Below are 16269 nucleotides of genomic sequence, written 5' to 3'. Positions count from 1 at the left end.
GTATACTTCTTCGTGTGACCCGTGACGATGACCTGCAGACCCTCCTGCTCGCCGTGCATGCGCTCACCCGGATCGCCGCTCTGGACACGAAGAACGAAGCTCCCGCCGCCCAGTGGCGCACCCTCACCCTGTTGCGCGATCACGGCCCTCAGCGCCTGGGTGACCTCGCCACGTTGAGCCGTGTGACGCAACCCGGCATGACCCGGCTCGTCCACCAGATGGACGCGGCCGGACTCGTGGAGCGACGCCGCCACCCCGATGACTCCCGCGTGAGCGTCATCGCCGCGACCGCGAAGGGGATCGCAGCGCTGGCCGGCTGGTACGAGCAGTTCCGCACCGCCCTCGCACCCCACGTCGCCGACCTCACGCAGAGCGAGTGGGATGCCGTGAGTCTCGCCGCCTCTGCCCTCTCTCTGCGCGTGGGGATGACGCCGACCGGGACCGGACACCACGAAACCCCCGACGACGAAGACGACGCCGATACGACCGATGATCGCGGAGCCCCCGCGGGTGACGCAGAAGAACAGGAGGTGGTCCGGTGACTGCCGGTACCGCAGTAGTCAGCAAAGCGCCCAGCGTCTGGAAACAGCCCGCGCAGGTGTGGGCCGTCGCCTTCGCGTGCGTCGTGGCCTTCATGGGCATCGGACTGGTGGACCCGATCCTTCCCGCGATCGCCGAGTCGCTGAAGGCGTCCCCCGTCGAGACCGAGCTGCTGTTCACCAGCTACCTCGTGGTCACGGGCCTTGCCATGCTCGTCACGAGCTGGATCTCGAGCCGCATCGGAGCAAAGGCGACGCTGCTGGTCGGTCTCGGCCTGATCGTCGTCTTCGCCTTCTTCTGCGCCATCAGCGGCAGCGTCGACGCCGTCATCGGCTTCCGCGCCGGCTGGGGCCTGGGCAATGCCCTGTTCATCTCGACGGCGCTGGCAACCATCGTGGGCGCCGCCTCCGGTGGGAGCTCGGCCGCGATCATCCTCTACGAAGCCGCTCTGGGTCTCGGTATCGCCGTGGGGCCGCTGCTCGGCGGCATCCTGGGCGAGGTCAGCTGGCGCGGGCCGTTCTTCGGGGTCGTGGTGCTGATGGCGATCGCGTTCCTCGCGGTGCTCGCACTGCTTCGGGGCCCCGCCCCCGAGCGAAAGCCCCTCCCCTTCAGCGCGCCCTTCCGAGCCCTGGGCCGTCCGGCGCTGGCGATCCTCGCCGCGACCGCGCTGTTCTACAACATCGGATTCTTCACGCTGCTGGCGTTCTCGCCCTTCCCGCTCGGCTTCGGGGCGATGGGCATCGGCCTGACCTTCTTCGGCTGGGGCCTGGGACTTGCGATCACGAGTGTGTGGGTCGCTCCCCTGCTGCTGCGTCGCTTGCGCCTGACGACGGTGCTGCTGATCGCGCTGCCCCTGCTGGCCCTCGACCTGCTGGTCGCGGCGTTCATCGTGTCGTCGGCCGTGGCGCTGGTCGTCTGCATCATCGTGGGCGGTCTCGTCCTCGGTGTCGTCAACACCGCGCTGACCGAAGCCGTGATGGAAGCGACCGACCTGCCGCGCTCGGTGGCGTCGTCGGCGTACTCCGCGGTGCGCTTCCTGGGTGGCGCGGTCGCCCCGCCGCTCGCTGCGCTGCTGTGGCACGCCTACGGCGCCGGAGTGCCCTACGTCATGGCCGCGGTGTCGGTCGTGATCTCGGCCGCGTGCATCTTCTTCGGACGGCGTCTTCTCGCACACGTCGATGGATCGCACCCGGATGCCGCTGACGAGGGCGCCGCCGTTCTCATCGGGGACGCCGCCTGACGTCGAGCAGCAAAACCCGACACGGAGGGGCCGGCCGCAAGGTACGGCCCCTCCGTGCATCCCGGTCGCCGGACCCCGACCGTGCGCGACCGTCGGCTGCTCGCCCGTCTCCTCGGGGCGACGTTTAACGAAGACGTTGTCCCGTTTCGGAAACGTTAAATCTCCCGCAGATCCTCTCCGATCGGTCACTCGCGGCCGTACCTTCGGTGCATGACTTCCCCCGGAGTCAGCGTCGCTCCCCCGGTCGACGCCGAGCCTGCCCGCCTCGTCGGGCGAGAGAGGATCCCCATGTCATCGACGACCCCTACCCGAACGCGTCGGACCATCGCCTCCGCCGTCGTCACCGTCGCCGGAGCGCTGACCGCTCTGTGCCTCGCCCCGGCAGCGGTGGCCGCACCCGAATCAGAAGACGAGTACATCGTCATGCTCGAGGGCGGCACCGGCGTCGACCGCATCTCGCAGCGACTGGGCGAGCTCCTTCCCGCCGGAGCAGTGACGCGGACGTTCGACACCCTCGGCGGGTTCGTCGCCACGCTGAGCACGACCCAAGCCGAGCTGCTCTCGCAGAGCCCGCTCGTGGAGAGCGTGGAGCGCGACTCCGAGATGACGACACTGGTCACGTGGGGCCTCGATCGGATCGACCAGCCCGATCTGCCTCTCGACAACTCCTACACCCCGAACGGCACCGGCGCAGGGGTGACCGCCTACATCATCGACACCGGCATCGTGCCGACCGATCCGGAGTTCACGGGTCGAGTGACTCCGGGCTACACCGCGATCTCCGACGGGCGCGGCACCGACGACTGCAACGGCCACGGCACGCACGTCGCCGGTACCGTCGGCAGTGAGACCTGGGGCGTCGCGACCGACGTCGACCTCGTCGCAGTCCGCGTCCTCGGGTGCGACGGATCGGGGTCGACGTCGGGCGTCATCGCCGGCATGGACTGGGTCGCGAGCAACGCCGCAGGACCAGCGGTGGCGAACATGAGCCTCGGGGGCGTATACAGCTCGGCGACCAACGAGGCCATCCAGCGCATGACCGACAAGGGCATCACGGTCGCCGTCGCCGCCGGCAACGACTCCCTGCCCGCGTGCACCTCATCTCCGGCGTCCGCCGCGTCGGCGCTGACGGTCGCCGCCAGCTCACGCACCGACGCCCGGGCGTCGTTCTCGAACTTCGGCAGCTGCGTCGATCTGTTCGCTCCGGGTGTCGACATCACCTCGACCTGGCTGAACGGCACGACGAACACCATCTCCGGCACCTCCATGGCGTCACCGCACGTCGCTGGCGTCGCCGCGCTCGTGCTTCAGCAGTCGCCGGGGGCGTCTCCCGCAGAGGTGACCTCCACGATCCTGGGCGACGCCGTCTCGGGCCGGATCAGCAACGCCCTCACCTCGCCGAACCTCCTGGTACAGGTGCCGTAGGCGCCACGCCCCGCCAGTGCGGAGACCACTCGTCGCGCACACGAACATCCCCTCCGTCCGGCGAATCGCCGCGGAGGGGATGCTTCGTGGGCGTCCTGGGAAGAGGTTCGTCCGATGCCGTTCTAGACGCCGTCGGCGGTGACGTGCATCTCTGCGACCCGTCGACCCAGCGTCTCCCACAGCTGATCGAACCGGGCGTTCCAGGGTGTGGCGAAGACACCGCCCTGCCACCGCTGGTGCACGACGTCGAGGGTGACCCACTCGGCATCCTGAACCTCTTCCGGGTCGGGCACGGGCACCGGCTCGCCCTCGATGCGAGCCACCCACAGGTCGAACAGGGCGCTCTCTTCCACGACGCGTCCGACGAGCACGAGATCGTCGGGAGTCAGCACCATCCCGGTCTCCTCGGCGAGCTCGCGCACCGCGCCCTCACGGCTGGTCTCTCCGCGTAGGGCGCTGCCGGCGGGGAACTCCCACGCCAACGGGTAGTCCTTACCCGCAGCCCGCAGACTCATCAAGACCCGCCCACTCGACGACACCAGGCACACGGATGCCACGATGTGGAACGACCCCGCCGGCACGGGACCATCGCCGCGTCGGTGCAACGTCCCCGTCGGGGTGCCCTGGATGTCGGTGACATCCCACATCTCGTCGTCGGCCATCGAAACCTCCCGGGTTCGTCGTGCGCCGCGTGCAGCGCATCGCTCCATCCTGCCGGGCCCCGGAACCCCGTACAGGAGGATTGCGCGGGCGAGCAGTGCTTGATTTGAACGGCACAGAATCCCGCAGTAGCGTTCCGAGCCGGGGGGTCACGGGAAATCATGCTGCTGCTGTCGGTGGGCGTCGTCGTCGTCTCTGTCGCTGTCGCCATCGTCGTCGCTGCGTACGCCTTCGCCCGACCCCGCCCCCTGGATCCCCGCGCCGCGGCGTTGAGAATCGCCGCCGCGGCCGCGACGCTGTCCGTCGGGTCGGCCGTCATGCGTCTCATCGGAGACCGCGATGTGAACGTCGTCTCCGCCAACTTCCCCGCCGACACCGCGTTCGTTCTGTCCATCGGCCTCATGTGCGTCGCAATGACCATGGCGCGGCAGCGTCTCGCACGCTCCGCAGCGGGCGCAACACTCGTCGCGGGGCTGACGGTCGCCACGAGTTCGGTGTTGCTTCCACCGGACGTAGCCCGCATCGTGCTGCTGTGCACGCTGACTCTCACCGGCGGGGCCTGCGCGACACTGGCGCTGAGCAACACGGTCTTACCCCGGCCGCCTCGGATCGTCATCGCCGTCGCGACAGCCTTCTACGCACTCCACTGCGCGACGCGGGCACTGGCGTATCTGACGAGCGGACCTGACGCCGCCTTCGGCGCGGCGCCGTGTGAGCACCTTGGCTGCGGCACTCCTCGCCAACGCATGCGTCGCCGCCGCGATTCACCTGCTTTTCCTGCCCGTCGCCCGAGAGACCACCGCCGCCTCACGAGCATGGATGACCTTGACCATCGCGGACTGGCGTCTCGTGGTCGACGCCTACGGGATCCTGCGCGCCCGAGAACTTGTGTCCGAACTTCAGGCCGCCGTCCGCGATCGAGACCCCGACGCCCGGAACGCGCGCCACGGCATCTCTACGACCCTCTCGTCACCGATGCAGGTGCTCACGACATATCTGCCCTACGAGTACGGATGGCAGCCGCACGAGATCGCGCTCATCGCGGAACTGACGGAGCAACGCGCCGCCTGACGCATGGGCGTGCCAAGTGGAATGAGACCCCCGCCGAGAACTGAGGCGCGAGGGCGCCACACCGTCTTCACGGTTCTTCGCACGTCGCGTACGCGATCACGCATGCGGCGCGTGCCAGAATCGCCGCACGCGATTCCATTGGGGGGCACATGAAGGCTGGGCAGCGCGGCTTGGCTATCACCGGCCTCCTGATCGGCGGCGCAGCCCTTCTCGTGGGGGGCACGATGCTCACCGCGATCAAGGGGTCTCAGATCATCGGCATGGGTGTCCAGGTGTTCGGGGCATGGTTCAGCTACGTGCCCATCTTCACCGAAGCCACTCCGAAGCCGATACCCGGCCTATGACTTCTTCTGGCCCGCGCTCACGGTCGTCGGGGGGTTGGCCGCGTTCTTCCTGGGCTGGGTAGTCATTATCAGGGGTGCAGCGCTTGCTTGGCCGACTCGATTCGACCGCTCGCTTCTGAAGTGATCTTGCATCCGCAGAACGACGAACCGCCCCGCACCAGTGATGCATGGTGCGGGGCGGTAACTTGTGCACCCCCTGGGACTTGAACCCAGAACCCACTGTTGCCTTAGGCCAGTGCATGAACGAAATCAGCCGTGATCACCCGGAGTCGTATTTCGTGATTTAGACCAGATCAGGGTTACTTAATAGATCGACGGGCGTCACGAGCGATCACGCATCTTTCCATCGCCGTCCTGACAAAATCCTGACCAACCCAACTCCCGAAATGGACCCGTCAAACCCAGCGGAGGTCAGCGACCGGGCGGCGCTTGAAGCGAGCCGATCCGGGGAGCCAGACGTAGCGGGCTTTCCCCAGACACCTTGATTCCGTCCAGCCTCGTCTACGGGCTTCCTGCCGCCGCTCAGGCCACGTTCCTGAGAGTGATTGCGTTACCTGTATCCGGCCCTGAGCGTCCTGGAGGTGGAGGTTCCCACGTCCGACGACGCCGGTTTCTACAGCATTTGTGGCTCGGTAGATCACACCGTCATGTCCCTGGCACAGGTCGGCGTACGTGACGACGGCCCACAATTCGGGGCGTTCGCGCCGTAGCTGCTTCAGAGAGGCACCGATGAACTGCGAGGCGGTGAAGCGCGGCGCGTCATCGGTGAGAGCTAATCGGTGGTGATTAAGAACCCGCCGATAGTGCTTGGGGCCGAAGACACCCTGTCTCATCGGGCGCGTGCCAGTGTCATAGATGCTGATCCCTACGAGTCGGCCATCGACTTCCCATCCGTGTCGAGCTACGCCGTGACTGGCCGCACCTGAGTAGTGCCAGCGCTTTACGACCTCGGTGGTCTCCTCAGCCGAGACCTTGATCAACCGCCCGGGCGCGTCTGCGCGGGAGACAACGCGCCCATACAGTGGCATGCCATCTGGCCGTGTGCCGATGTGGCCGCGCTTGATTCTTACGAGTCCACGGGCGTGCAGTGAGTCAGTGGTGTTCCGAATCTGGATGTGTGAGCGATCGAGTAAAGCAGCGAGCCGTGCCGTCGTGAAACTCTCGCTCTGCACCGCTTCGAGGATTGCGCGTTGCGCCGCTCCGAGTCCTCGCCCCACGTTCTAACCGTATCGCCTGGCGTGACCGGCTAGCTGATTGGCGTATCGCGGTAGTCCCAGTCGGCAGGCCATGCCTCGCTGATCGCGTCCACCCATTCGTCGCTCTCGCCGGGGAAATTACGAGGCGCGTTCGGCCCCGCGTAGAGGTACTGATCGCTTCGCTTCGTAGACCCGATGCCAAGAACCCAGCCGTTAGGAAGTTCTCGCCACGCACGCCACTTAGTGCGGTCTTGGTTCGTTTCGAGAGTTATCCCGTGGGCGTTCGGGAGTTCCTTTCTGTGAGAGGCATTCAACATGCCATCCAAACGCTCTGGTCCCCAAAACCTATTTCCTTGCCGTTCGAACCACCCCGACTGGCAGGTGTGTAGCCAGCGCAGTGCTTCTTTCGTCACGTGAAACTCGCGCCTGTCGAGCTGCGCACCTCCCGCATCGGCACCGACCAAGCCTGCATTGGCCGCAAGGCTGTCTAGTTGGTCGCGCCGCCTGGCTTCCCGCTGGTCGAGGTCGTGACCAATGTTCCGGGCGTGCTCCACAGCGCCAGCGAACGTTCGAGGGCCATTGAGCTTCATGTGTCTGCCCGTGAACGCCTTTGCGCTACGGAGCGAGAACCCCAGTCCGATCAAAATGCCGAGCTTCTGTCTGACCGACACCTCACCGTTCATGTACGGCAGGCGAACGAAGATTCCCTCCACGGCGGCCACATACGCGAACCCGTAAAGGAACGGGAACAACGCCAAGGGGAGCCACACGGACTGCGCAAACTGCAAGAACAACTCCGTCTGATCTAGCTCAGGCCACTGGGCGACGAACTGGACAGTGCTCCAGATGAATACGCCGATTCCGATGGATGCGAGTAGGACGTTGATGCACCCGGACATCAGACGTTGCCCCGGTTTGCCGTCAACCCGTCGAACGACCACCTGCGACATGAGGAGCGTAATGAGCACGAACTGGAGGGTAATTTCTAGCCACAACGGCAGGGGCGTGAGGTTGACGTAGAAACCAATGAACGCGGACAGTCCGACCGCCTCCTTGGCAATGTCTCCCAGCAGAAGGGTGCCGTTCTTGTTCTTCAGCGACCGCATCAAGAGTGGAAGGCCCACCACGACCGAGGTCAATAGGGTGTCCTTCAGCAGGGAGGGTCGCCAGAAGCCGACGAGGTGCGCCAGCCAGACGCACAGAGCCACCCAGGCCGCGTAAGCGAGCAGGACGCCGATAACCTTGCGGTGCCACAAGGCTCGGGCGAACTGCGCAAACCCGCCGGCTAGCTCGACCCTGGATTTGGGGTTGATTAGACCGAGGACGACCAACGTCCCGAACAAGACCACAGTGGCGATCTCACGCTCGTTCAGCATCGCTCACACCCCCTTCATGCAACCTAGCGATATAGACCCCGGAGCTCTTGACCACGCGCTGCGAACCCGTCGACTCGACGCGCTCAACGATGTCTCAAGTGCGCAGCGTGCATGATGCTCCTCCTTTCCCAACCGTGCGGGGACAGATGATCAACCTTCACAACTGGAGGGATCGCGTCTGGAGGAAAGCAAAAGAACAGGCAAAGATGCCCGCCGACCTCACTCCGAAGGAACTCAGGCACACGGCGGCATGCCTCGCGATCGCAGCCGGGGCGGATGTGCTCGTGGTCCAGCAGATGCTGGGGCACGCGGACGCTACCGAGACGTTGAACACATACGCCAAGCTGTGGCCGGATCGCCTGGATCAGGTGACCAGTCTCATGTCTCGGGCCAGAGAGGCCGCCCCGCTGCCGAAGTCACAAGGGGTTGATTTCGCAGCCTGAGCCGGGCGACGCGGAAAACGCAGCCCACCGCGCATCCACAGAATAAAAGTTTGCTCCTCATAGAATGTCGCCACACACAGAGATTGGGCCAGTGTTGGCGAACTACTCCATGAACCCCTACGCGTTTTCGTTCACGCCTGCGTATGCTCGCGGTGGTGAGAAGAAGCCCATCGATGACCTCGACGGAAGCGGTCTGTCGGCTCGTGGTGTGATTGACGGCGAGCTTGCGAAGCTGAAGAGCGAAACGCTCAGGGTGCAGCCCGAGGACGACTCGCGGTCGCTGCGGGTGACATCATTCACCAAGTACGCCAATTTCACGTTTGTGGAGTTCGAGGTTGGGCGCGCCGGGCTTGTGGGCAACCTGCATCAGGAGTCAGGCACCAAGATCCCCATCAAGGAGAAGGACCACAGCGGAACCCTCGTCCGCGCCATGTTCGTGTACCCGGCCGGTGAACATGAGGTCTACTGGCTGAGCGAGCGATCCAGTACGACATCCGCGTTCGGCTATCTCGAAAACCTCCTGGTGTCCGCCTTACGCCAGGCGACAGAAAAGGCGAAGCTAACAGTCAAGCTAGACCCGGTTGCGGAGTGGACTGCCCTCCAGGGGTGGGCAAGCCAGGTCATGGTTCGAGAAATCCGGTTCGACGCTCCTCGTCCAGGCGGTTCGACCCAGGCAATCGACGTCAATGGTGTCAGCGCCGACGTGCGATTCATAGTCAAGCCGCGCGGGTCGCTGACCCTCAACCGCCTACTTAAGAACGGGGGTCCAGACAAGCAAGCGGTCTTCGGGTTTCTTACCGACCTGCCCATGGTCCGGAAAAATTCGACGGCGAACTCGGTGATGAAGCAGGGATGGCGGGCACAGGTAGCCTTCAAGACACGGAGCGGGCGACAGCGGTCGTTCGGTATCGCGGCTGAGGACAAGGCGCCAACACTCGTCTACCCCGTCGGACCTCAGGGAGCGGGGGTTTCACAGACCCGTCGTCCGCCGCACAAGGAGTTCGCCGTCGCTTGCCACGAGTTCCTGGACGACGTTGGCGGAGACTTGCCAGGTTTGATGTCGGTGGCCCAATCGATACTGAAGACGTACGAACTCTGACGCAGATAGGGGGCAAGGCATGAACGGCGTGTCGCTTCTCCAGATCGTTCGCGAGCAGTTCTACTCCGAGGCCCCACCCAGCATCGCGCGCCCTGGAGTTGCGCGAATACAGGTCTTTTGGCTCGCACTCGGACTCATCGTGGCCGTGGCTTACGCACTGGCAGATGTCAGCGGAGACCCCGGAGCATCGATCCTCGCTGCCAACGCGGTTTTCACGGCGTTGAGCATCACGATGGCAATGTTTTTTTGGCCAAGAGCGATCAACATCAAGTCCGACTCCGAGTTCGCAGCGAGAGACGAGCGATGGCACGTATACCGTTTGACCACCCAACTTTTCTGGACCGTCCTGGTTGGTATCGCCGCGACAGGTCTCGCGGTTGTTCAACTGGTCATCCCAGACAGGATCGAATTCTGGTTTGGCACCGTCGAGTTGGCGGTGACCAGCACGGTGGTGCAGTCAATTTCAGTTGGTCTTACCGTCTACCAAGTGCTCCTCCTCGGACAGTCTGTGTTCAGGCTGTACGCGGCGACTTATTGGATGCCCCGAGCCTGATCCACCAACGACCTAAGACCATCCAATCACGGCCGTGTTCTCCCGATCTCCCGTCACGAGACCCGTCTCGGCATGAAGGCTTCGCGTGTCGAGACTACGGGCGCACCTACCATCCGGCCCGGCCCTCTGCCAGATCGGCTAAACTGGCGCGCCCGCTGGCAGGGGGAGGTTGCTCCCCGTCACAACTTCTAGAGCGGCGATGATGTGAGCAACGCTGGGGTATCGGCGACTCGGATTGTTCTCGGTGCACTTGTCCACGATGACCTGCACTCCTTCGGGGCATTCGGTGATGCTCTTCTTCCCGGTGAAGATGTAAGCGATGATGTGGCCGACTGCGTATATGTCATTGACTACCGCAAAGTCCTTGAAGTTTGCCAAGGTGGGGTCTCTGATGGTGCCTTTCATCTCGGTCTCCGACTGCGTGAACTCCGAGCCTTCCGGCTTGTGGAGACCGAAGTCGGAGAGCTTGACCACCACCGCATTGAGGTCGTATGTCTTGATTAGCACGTTCCCCCGGCTGATGTCCCGGTGCAGAATGCCTTTCTGATGCAGATAGTTGACGCCGTACAAGAACTGAAGCGCGATCCGCCGGCGCGCCGTGAAGGTCAGCGTGGCGTTGTTGCGAGAAATATAGTCGCCAAGATTGGAGTCGCAATACTCCATGGTGAATGCGGGACCCGCGGCATCGTAGTGGAACGCTTCCACCACGTAGGGAAAGCGCACCTTCTTCAGAACGTCGAACTCCGCCCTGAAGCGAGCCAGTTCGCGTTCGCTCAGGCCTCTCTTCGCGACCTTCGTCGCGATGGGGAATCCATAGGTCGGCTCGGTGTACTTGTACACGATGGCGAAGGACCCCTCTCCGACCATCGACTTGGTAGGCGGTTCAGCCGTCGCGGTCGATGGCGTCCAGTCCTCGGTCAGAAACATCGGTTCGAACCGGTCTACCTCGATCTTCTCGAAGGAGTCCGGGATTGTGCTCCCGCCCGAGGGCACCAAGAACGATGAGCACTCTTCGATAACGCGGTCGTAGTCGTCGCGAACTCGTACGTGAACACCGATCCGGGCGAGCGTTCCGCGCATGCGCCGTATCTCATCGATGAGTTCGATCAGGTCTCGACTCTGGTCAGCGTTGTAGTGACGGCCCCTGTCGATCTTCGTGTTCATGAACTGAAGCAGATTGTTCAGACGCTCGTGTACCAGAGCGAAGACAGCGTTGAGGGGCGCAGCCTGCGCCCCGTAGAGGGTCAAGTACGCACTGGAGGCGCGGGCTTCCTCGTACTCGCCCGCGAGTGACTGGAAGACGACCTGCGGATCGGGCATGCCCAACTAACAAGAAACCGCCTCACACCAAGAAATCCCTGGTGTGAGGCGGTTTATCGGTGCACCCCCTGGGACTTGAACCCAGAACCCACTGATTAAGAGTCAGTTGCTCTGCCGATTGAGCTAGAGGTGCGTTCTTTTCGGCCGAAGTTTCGCTCTCCGCGCCGAGGAATGACATTACCAGGCGTGACTCGAGCACACCAAATCGAGCCGGGAGCGCCCGTTATCCTTGAGCCGTGTCCTCCATCGAAGAGCCCGCCGCGCCCCTCGCGGACCTGACCGACGATCTCGCGCTCGCCCTTCGTCTGGCCGATGCCGCCGATGCGGTGACGATGGAACGCTTCGACTCGGCCGACCTGCGGATCGATACGAAGCCCGACCGCACGCACGTCACCGAGGCCGACCTCGCCACCGAGCGGGCCATCCGTCAGATCCTGGATGCCGAGCGCCCCGGCGACTCCGTCCTCGGTGAGGAGTACGGCACCTCGGGTGACACCTCCCGACGCTGGGTCATCGACCCCATCGACGGCACGCACAACTACATGCGGGGGATCCCCGTCTGGGCCACGCTCATCGCCCTCACCATCGACGGCGTCCCGCAGGTGGGGGTCGTCAGCCAGCCCGCTATCGGCCGACGCTGGTGGGCCGCCGTCGGACACGGCGCCTGGACCGCCACCGCCGACGGCGACACCCGCCGCATCTCCGTGTCCGCGATCGATGAGGTCTCGGCATCCAGCATCAGCTTCCAGAGCATCGAGCAGTGGGACGACGTCGACCTCGTCCCCACCCTCGAGAAGCTCGCGAGGGCCGTGTGGCGCGACCGCGCGTACGGCGACGCCCTTCCCTACATGTGGCTCGCCGAGGGCCGCCTCGAGCTCGTCGCCGAGTTCGGTGTGAAAGAGTACGACATCGCCGCGATCGCCCCGATCGTCCGCGAGGCCGGAGGTCGCTTCACCGCTTTCGACGGCACCGACCGCCTCGACGCGGGGTCCTCGCTCGCGACGAACGGCGTTCTGCACGACGAGTTCTTCGCCCTGCTCCACGAGGACGGCCCCCGCTGATGCGCTCACACAAGCCCCTGCTGATCACCGCCGGCCTACTCGCGGCGCTCGTACTCTCGGGCTGCACCTCGACGCCCGACGCCGCGCCGAGCGTCGCCGCCAGCGCCACGGCGACCGACGTACCCGCTCCCGATTCCACCGCCAGCGCGACTCCGACGACGGCTCCGATCGATCCGACGTGCGAGAACATCATCCCGAAGTCCACCGCAGACGACTTCAAGAGTCTGGGCTGGACGTATCAAGAGGAGCCGTTCCGCATCGGGGCCACCGCGCTCGACGAGGGCATCCAGTGCAAGTGGGGCGATGCGAAGGTCGCCTCGGACCGCGTGCAGATCTTCGGCTGGGCCCCCATCGACGACGCGACCGCGCAGCAGGCCGAGAAAGACCTCGTCGCCTCGGGCTGGAAGCTCGAGCGCGACGCCACCGGAGACTACGTCACCGAGAATCCCGACTGGCTCGGCGGTCGCGGTGCGGACGGCTACGGCTTGACCTACCTGTTCGGTGACGGCTGGGTGAAGTTCGCCGACACCCGCCAGAGCCTGCTCCTCGTCGAGACGCCGCAGTAAGGGGTGCGCCCGTGCCGAATCATCGGTACGGGTTCACCGCCGCGGCATCCTGTCCTGCTGCGAATCCCTCGTCCCACGCGTCTCCGCGCGCTTCGCGCTCCCGCCATAGCTCGTCGGCTCGCAGCACCCGGTGGGCCAGAGCGACCCAATCGCTCCACCCGCCTTCTATCGGACCGCCATCTTCACGTGCCACGGCCCGCCACCGGGCCGAATCCGGCACGGGCTCGAGGCGGAACGAACCGATGTCGATGCGGGAGCTGCGCGGGTCGGGCATCCCCCGACGCTAGCCGGTTCACGACGACCACGGGTTCCATCCAGCCCGACAAGAAGGGCGGGACAACGTAGGCTCGATCCTCGTGGCTATCGGGTCGACCATTCACACCTTCACGGTGCAGCTTTCTGACGTCGACCGCGGCGTGTACGAGGAACTGCCGTTGCGCGTCGCCCGGCATCCGTCCGAGACCGCCCCGTACATGCTGACGCGTGTGCTGGCGTACTGCCTCGAGTACGAGGAGGGCATCGGCTTCAGCGAGGGTGTCGCCGCCACCGACGAGCCCGCCGTGATGGTCCGCGATCTCACCGGTGCGCTCGTCGCCTGGGTCGAGGTCGGGGCTCCGGATGCCGCCCGCCTGCACACCGGCAGCATGAAGGCCGAGAGGGTCGCCGTCTACACGCACCGCGACCCCGACAAGGTCGCAGCGCCCTGGGTCGGCAAGCGCATCCACCGCGCCGAGGAGGTACTGCTGCACAGCTTCGAGCCCGGCTTCGTCGAGAAGCTCGCCGACGCCATCGAACGCCGCAACACCGCCACCCTCACCCGCACCGAGGGGCGCATCTACCTCGAGCTCAACGGTGTCTCGGGCGAGAGCGACATCCACACCCGCACCGCAGGCTGAGCGAACGCGACAAAGCCCCAGCTCCCACCGAAACGGGCGGGAGCTGGGGCTTTCTCTTCGTGACAACCTCTTCGTGACAACGGCTCGTGGAGCTGGGGGGAATCGAACCCCCGTCCAACGCTGGGTCTCCGCGTTTTCTCCGGGCGCAGTCTGTGCAGACGTTCTGCTCGGCTCCGACCTTTGTCACAGACACCTAAGTCGACAAGCCCAGCCTGGGAAAAGTCCCGCGTGACGTCCAGACGCCGTCACACAGCAAGACCCCTAAATGACGCCAGATTCCGTGGCGGGGTCACACACGGTCTGACGGACTATCGGGCTCGCTTACGCAGCGAGGGCGAAGTCAGTGCGCTTAGCATTGGCACTTATTGTTTTGCAGGGAGCGTTTACGAGATAACCCCACATCCTCGGCCCGCTTCTCGCGGGTTCGCAGGCGCTGTCGAAACCGATCAGCCCCGGGAACTCCGTGGTGGAGCGGCCGTTGTCACTCTGTTGAATTGCCACCTCGGGAACCGAAGCACCCGAGCATCACAGTCTATAACGGATCAGCGGCCGAGACGATTCCCGCTCGACGCGCAACGATCTGGCAACATCGCCGCAGAGCGTCTTCCTCGGCGATGCGGTTTCGATACATTCAGGGACATGGCTACTCGCCCTCCGCTGCTTCCGTTCGTCTTCGTGCTCACCGGCGTTCTCGCCCTCTCCGCGTGCGCCGCTTCATCCACGCCGGCCGCCGAGATAGCGTCGCCGTCACCGACACCGACAACGGCTGTGACAGTCTCTCCGAGCCCCGAAGCCTCGCCAACGGCGAGCTCCGACGTCTCGACCGTCGTCTACACCTCGTGCGAAGACGTCATCACCCCCGCGTTCCGCCAGACGGTCTCGGACAACGGCTGGGTGGGCTGGAACATGGTGGGCCAGGAGATCGGTCACAGCCCCTTCGACAGATTCCCCGATGGCGCGCCCACCGGTCAGCTCAGCTGCCGCTTCGGAGCCGGACCCGAGGTCGCGACCGACAACGTCATCGACCTCGCGTGGGCGCCGATCGACGCCACGACCGCCGCCGCGGCGCAACGTGCTCTCGAGGCCGAGGGTTTCCAGCGTGTCGACACCGCCGATGCCGTTCAATGGGGAATGCGGCCCGGCGATGGCGGCTGGAAAGACGACGACGGCTGGGGGCAGACCTACTCCTTCACCGGCTCCGAGGTGCGCTGGGCCGTCGTGCGCTCCGAACTCGACCTCCTTCAGCCGCCCGCCTGACCGACATCCCCCCCACCCCCGTGCCGTAGGCTCACCGCATGAGTGAGGTCGTCATCACCGTCCGGGGCGAGAGCAACGCCCGCGTCCGCGCCGAAGAGGCCGCCGTCCGGGTGACCGTCTCGACCGATGGCCCCGCGCGCGGTCCGGTCGTCGAGCGGGCTCAAGAGCGCGCCGCGAGCGTGCAAGACGGGCTGGTCGCCCACCTCCGCTCCGGCGAGGTGTCCGAGTGGTCGAGCGCCCGTGTGTCCGTCTGGTCCGACCGCCCCTGGAACAACGAGGGCGCGCAGCTCCCCCTCGTCCATCACGCCGCGGTAGAGCTCTCCGCTACCTTCACCGACGCGGGAGCCCTGTCTTGGTGGCTGGGCGATGTCGCCGAATCCGATGACGTGCAGGTCACCGCCGTGGAGTGGCGCCTATCCCCCACCACCCGCGCCCGAGTCGAGCGAGAGGTCGCCGCCGACGCCGTACACGTCGCCGTGGAGCGCGCGACGGCGTATGCGGACGCTCTGGGGCTGGCATCCGTCTCCGCCGTCGAGATCGCGGATGCCGGCTTGCTCGCCGCCCACCCCGAGACTCCGGCTCCGATGGGCGCGCGTCTGATGGCCGCGTCCGCCACCGGACCGTCGTTCAGTCTGCAGCCACCCGAGATCGTCGTCACCTCGGTGGTCGAAGGGCGCTTCCGCGCCGAGTGACGCGCCCCGCAGGCGAAGAGGTCAGTCGCCCAGGCGGTTCTTCGTGCGCATCGCGCGCTCGGCCTCGCGCTTGTCCTCGCGCTCGCGGATCGTCTGACGCTTCTCGAACTCGCGCTTCCCCTTGGCGACCGCGATCTCGACTTTCGCGCGCCCGTCGAGGAAGTACAGCCGCAGCGGTACGAGCGTGTATCCGCCCGCCGACACCGCGTGCGAGAGCTTGATGATCTCTTCCTTGTGCAGCAGCAGCTTGCGCGTGCGCTTGGCCGAGTGGTTCGTCCAGTGGCCCTGCGAGTACTCGGGGATGTGGACGGCATCGAGGAAGGCCTGGCCGCCGTCGATGTAGGCGTAGCCGTCGGTGAGGTTCGCGCGTCCTTGCCGTAGCGACTTCACCTCGGTGCCTGTTAGCACCAATCCGGCTTCGTACGTCTTCTCGATGGCGTAGTCGTGACGCGCCTTCTTGTTCGACGCGATGAGCTTCTCACCCTGCTCACGAGGCATGGTGCCACCTCCTCATGATCATGGGCACACAG

At 65.2% G+C, this 16269-nt stretch carries 18 protein-coding genes, 1 tRNA gene and 1 other RNA gene; 13 read left to right on the top strand and 7 right to left on the bottom strand.

The features are described from left to right. Nucleotides 1-14: 14 nt before the first annotated feature. The 3 genes from QE454_RS11940 to QE454_RS11930 all read left to right on the top strand — a co-directional run bounded on the left by QE454_RS11940 (nt 15) and on the right by QE454_RS11930 (nt 3205). Nucleotides 15-542 carry a MarR family transcriptional regulator gene (locus QE454_RS11940; protein WP_210074535.1) on the top strand — a complete coding sequence of 176 codons (528 nt, stop codon included), beginning with the start codon at nt 15-17 and terminating at the stop codon, nt 540-542. Next, a complete protein-coding gene (locus tag QE454_RS11935) occupies nt 539-1780 on the top strand; it encodes an MFS transporter (RefSeq protein ID WP_210074533.1) in 1242 nt (413 codons plus the stop codon). Before QE454_RS11940 ends, QE454_RS11935 begins: the two co-directional genes overlap by 4 nt. A gap of 210 nt (nt 1781-1990) precedes the next feature. Further along, nucleotides 1991-3205 (top strand): S8 family peptidase, encoded by a 1215-nt coding sequence (locus QE454_RS11930; protein WP_307455191.1) that lies wholly within the window; start codon nt 1991-1993, stop codon nt 3203-3205. A gap of 122 nt (nt 3206-3327) precedes the next feature. On the opposite strand, the gene QE454_RS11925 is transcribed toward QE454_RS11930, so the two are convergent. Then, complete coding sequence (locus QE454_RS11925) at nt 3328-3867, bottom strand: NUDIX hydrolase (RefSeq protein WP_309668666.1); 540 nt, start codon at nt 3865-3867, stop codon at nt 3328-3330. 817 nt (nt 3868-4684) lie between these two features. Between QE454_RS11925 and QE454_RS11920 the strand changes: the two genes are divergently transcribed. Next, nucleotides 4685-4936 (top strand): hypothetical protein, encoded by a 252-nt coding sequence (locus QE454_RS11920; RefSeq protein WP_307455196.1) that lies wholly within the window; start codon nt 4685-4687, stop codon nt 4934-4936. 170 nt (nt 4937-5106) lie between these two features. Next, nucleotides 5107-5280 carry a hypothetical protein gene (locus QE454_RS11915; protein ID WP_309668665.1) on the top strand — a complete coding sequence of 58 codons (174 nt, stop codon included), beginning with the start codon at nt 5107-5109 and terminating at the stop codon, nt 5278-5280. A gap of 1246 nt (nt 5281-6526) precedes the next feature. Here QE454_RS11915 and QE454_RS11910 read toward each other — a convergent pair. Then, nucleotides 6527-7852 (bottom strand): hypothetical protein, encoded by a 1326-nt coding sequence (locus QE454_RS11910; RefSeq protein WP_307455202.1) that lies wholly within the window; start codon nt 7850-7852, stop codon nt 6527-6529. Between the two features lie 146 nt (nt 7853-7998). Between QE454_RS11910 and QE454_RS11905 the strand changes: the two genes are divergently transcribed. The 3 genes from QE454_RS11905 (at nt 7999) to QE454_RS11895 (ending at nt 9947) form a co-directional block, all read left to right on the top strand. Further along, nucleotides 7999-8295, top strand: a complete 297-nt coding sequence (locus tag QE454_RS11905; RefSeq protein ID WP_307455204.1) for a tyrosine-type recombinase/integrase — start codon at nt 7999-8001, stop codon at nt 8293-8295. A gap of 91 nt (nt 8296-8386) precedes the next feature. After that, on the top strand, nt 8387-9394 hold the full coding sequence (locus QE454_RS11900; RefSeq protein ID WP_307455205.1) for a hypothetical protein: 1008 nt from the start codon (nt 8387-8389) through the stop codon (nt 9392-9394). Between the two features lie 19 nt (nt 9395-9413). Continuing rightward, on the top strand, nt 9414-9947 hold the full coding sequence (locus QE454_RS11895; protein WP_307455206.1) for a hypothetical protein: 534 nt from the start codon (nt 9414-9416) through the stop codon (nt 9945-9947). A 138-nt stretch (nt 9948-10085) separates the two neighbouring features. Here the strand turns inward: QE454_RS11895 and QE454_RS11890 are convergent, their stop codons facing one another. Next, the gene (locus QE454_RS11890) at nt 10086-11267 is read right to left on the bottom strand and encodes a protein kinase domain-containing protein (RefSeq protein ID WP_307455208.1); all 1182 of its coding nucleotides are present in this window, start codon (nt 11265-11267) and stop codon (nt 10086-10088) included. A gap of 60 nt (nt 11268-11327) precedes the next feature. Further along, nucleotides 11328-11400, bottom strand: a tRNA-Lys gene (locus tag QE454_RS11885). A gap of 103 nt (nt 11401-11503) precedes the next feature. Between QE454_RS11885 and QE454_RS11880 the strand changes: the two genes are divergently transcribed. Both QE454_RS11880 and QE454_RS11875 read left to right on the top strand, forming a co-directional pair. Continuing rightward, nucleotides 11504-12328: an inositol monophosphatase family protein gene (locus QE454_RS11880; protein ID WP_309668664.1), complete on the top strand. Its 825-nt coding sequence runs from the start codon at nt 11504-11506 to the stop codon at nt 12326-12328. Further along, the gene (locus QE454_RS11875; protein WP_210074523.1) at nt 12328-12894 is read left to right on the top strand and encodes a hypothetical protein; all 567 of its coding nucleotides are present in this window, start codon (nt 12328-12330) and stop codon (nt 12892-12894) included. The genes QE454_RS11880 and QE454_RS11875 overlap by 1 nt, the downstream gene beginning before the upstream one ends. A gap of 19 nt (nt 12895-12913) precedes the next feature. Here the strand turns inward: QE454_RS11875 and QE454_RS11870 are convergent, their stop codons facing one another. Then, nucleotides 12914-13168, bottom strand: a complete 255-nt coding sequence (locus tag QE454_RS11870) for a hypothetical protein (protein ID WP_210074521.1) — start codon at nt 13166-13168, stop codon at nt 12914-12916. Nucleotides 13169-13250: 82 nt separating this feature from the next. On the opposite strand from QE454_RS11870, the gene QE454_RS11865 reads away from it, so the two are divergent. Then, nucleotides 13251-13790, top strand: a complete 540-nt coding sequence (locus tag QE454_RS11865; protein WP_307455214.1) for a YaeQ family protein — start codon at nt 13251-13253, stop codon at nt 13788-13790. Between the two features lie 84 nt (nt 13791-13874). Here QE454_RS11865 and ssrA read toward each other — a convergent pair. Next, nucleotides 13875-14244: a transfer-messenger RNA gene (gene ssrA / locus QE454_RS11860) on the bottom strand. Nucleotides 14245-14429: 185 nt separating this feature from the next. Here ssrA and QE454_RS11855 point away from each other — a divergent pair. Both QE454_RS11855 and QE454_RS11850 read left to right on the top strand, forming a co-directional pair. Further along, nucleotides 14430-15047, top strand: a complete 618-nt coding sequence (locus QE454_RS11855; protein WP_307455216.1) for a hypothetical protein — start codon at nt 14430-14432, stop codon at nt 15045-15047. A gap of 38 nt (nt 15048-15085) precedes the next feature. Next, on the top strand, nt 15086-15739 hold the full coding sequence (locus QE454_RS11850) for an SIMPL domain-containing protein (RefSeq protein ID WP_210074515.1): 654 nt from the start codon (nt 15086-15088) through the stop codon (nt 15737-15739). A gap of 21 nt (nt 15740-15760) precedes the next feature. Here QE454_RS11850 and smpB read toward each other — a convergent pair whose 3' ends face one another. After that, on the bottom strand, nt 15761-16237 hold the full coding sequence (gene smpB, locus QE454_RS11845; RefSeq protein WP_094734236.1) for an SsrA-binding protein SmpB: 477 nt from the start codon (nt 16235-16237) through the stop codon (nt 15761-15763). Between the last annotated feature and the right edge of the window lie 32 nt (nt 16238-16269).

The sequence above is a fragment of the Microbacterium sp. SORGH_AS_0454 genome, from assembly GCF_031453395.1.
Taxonomy (GTDB): Bacteria; Actinomycetota; Actinomycetes; order Actinomycetales; family Microbacteriaceae; genus Microbacterium.
Note: the sequence above shows the minus strand (reverse complement) of the source record. Positions and strands in the feature narration are given on the sequence as shown.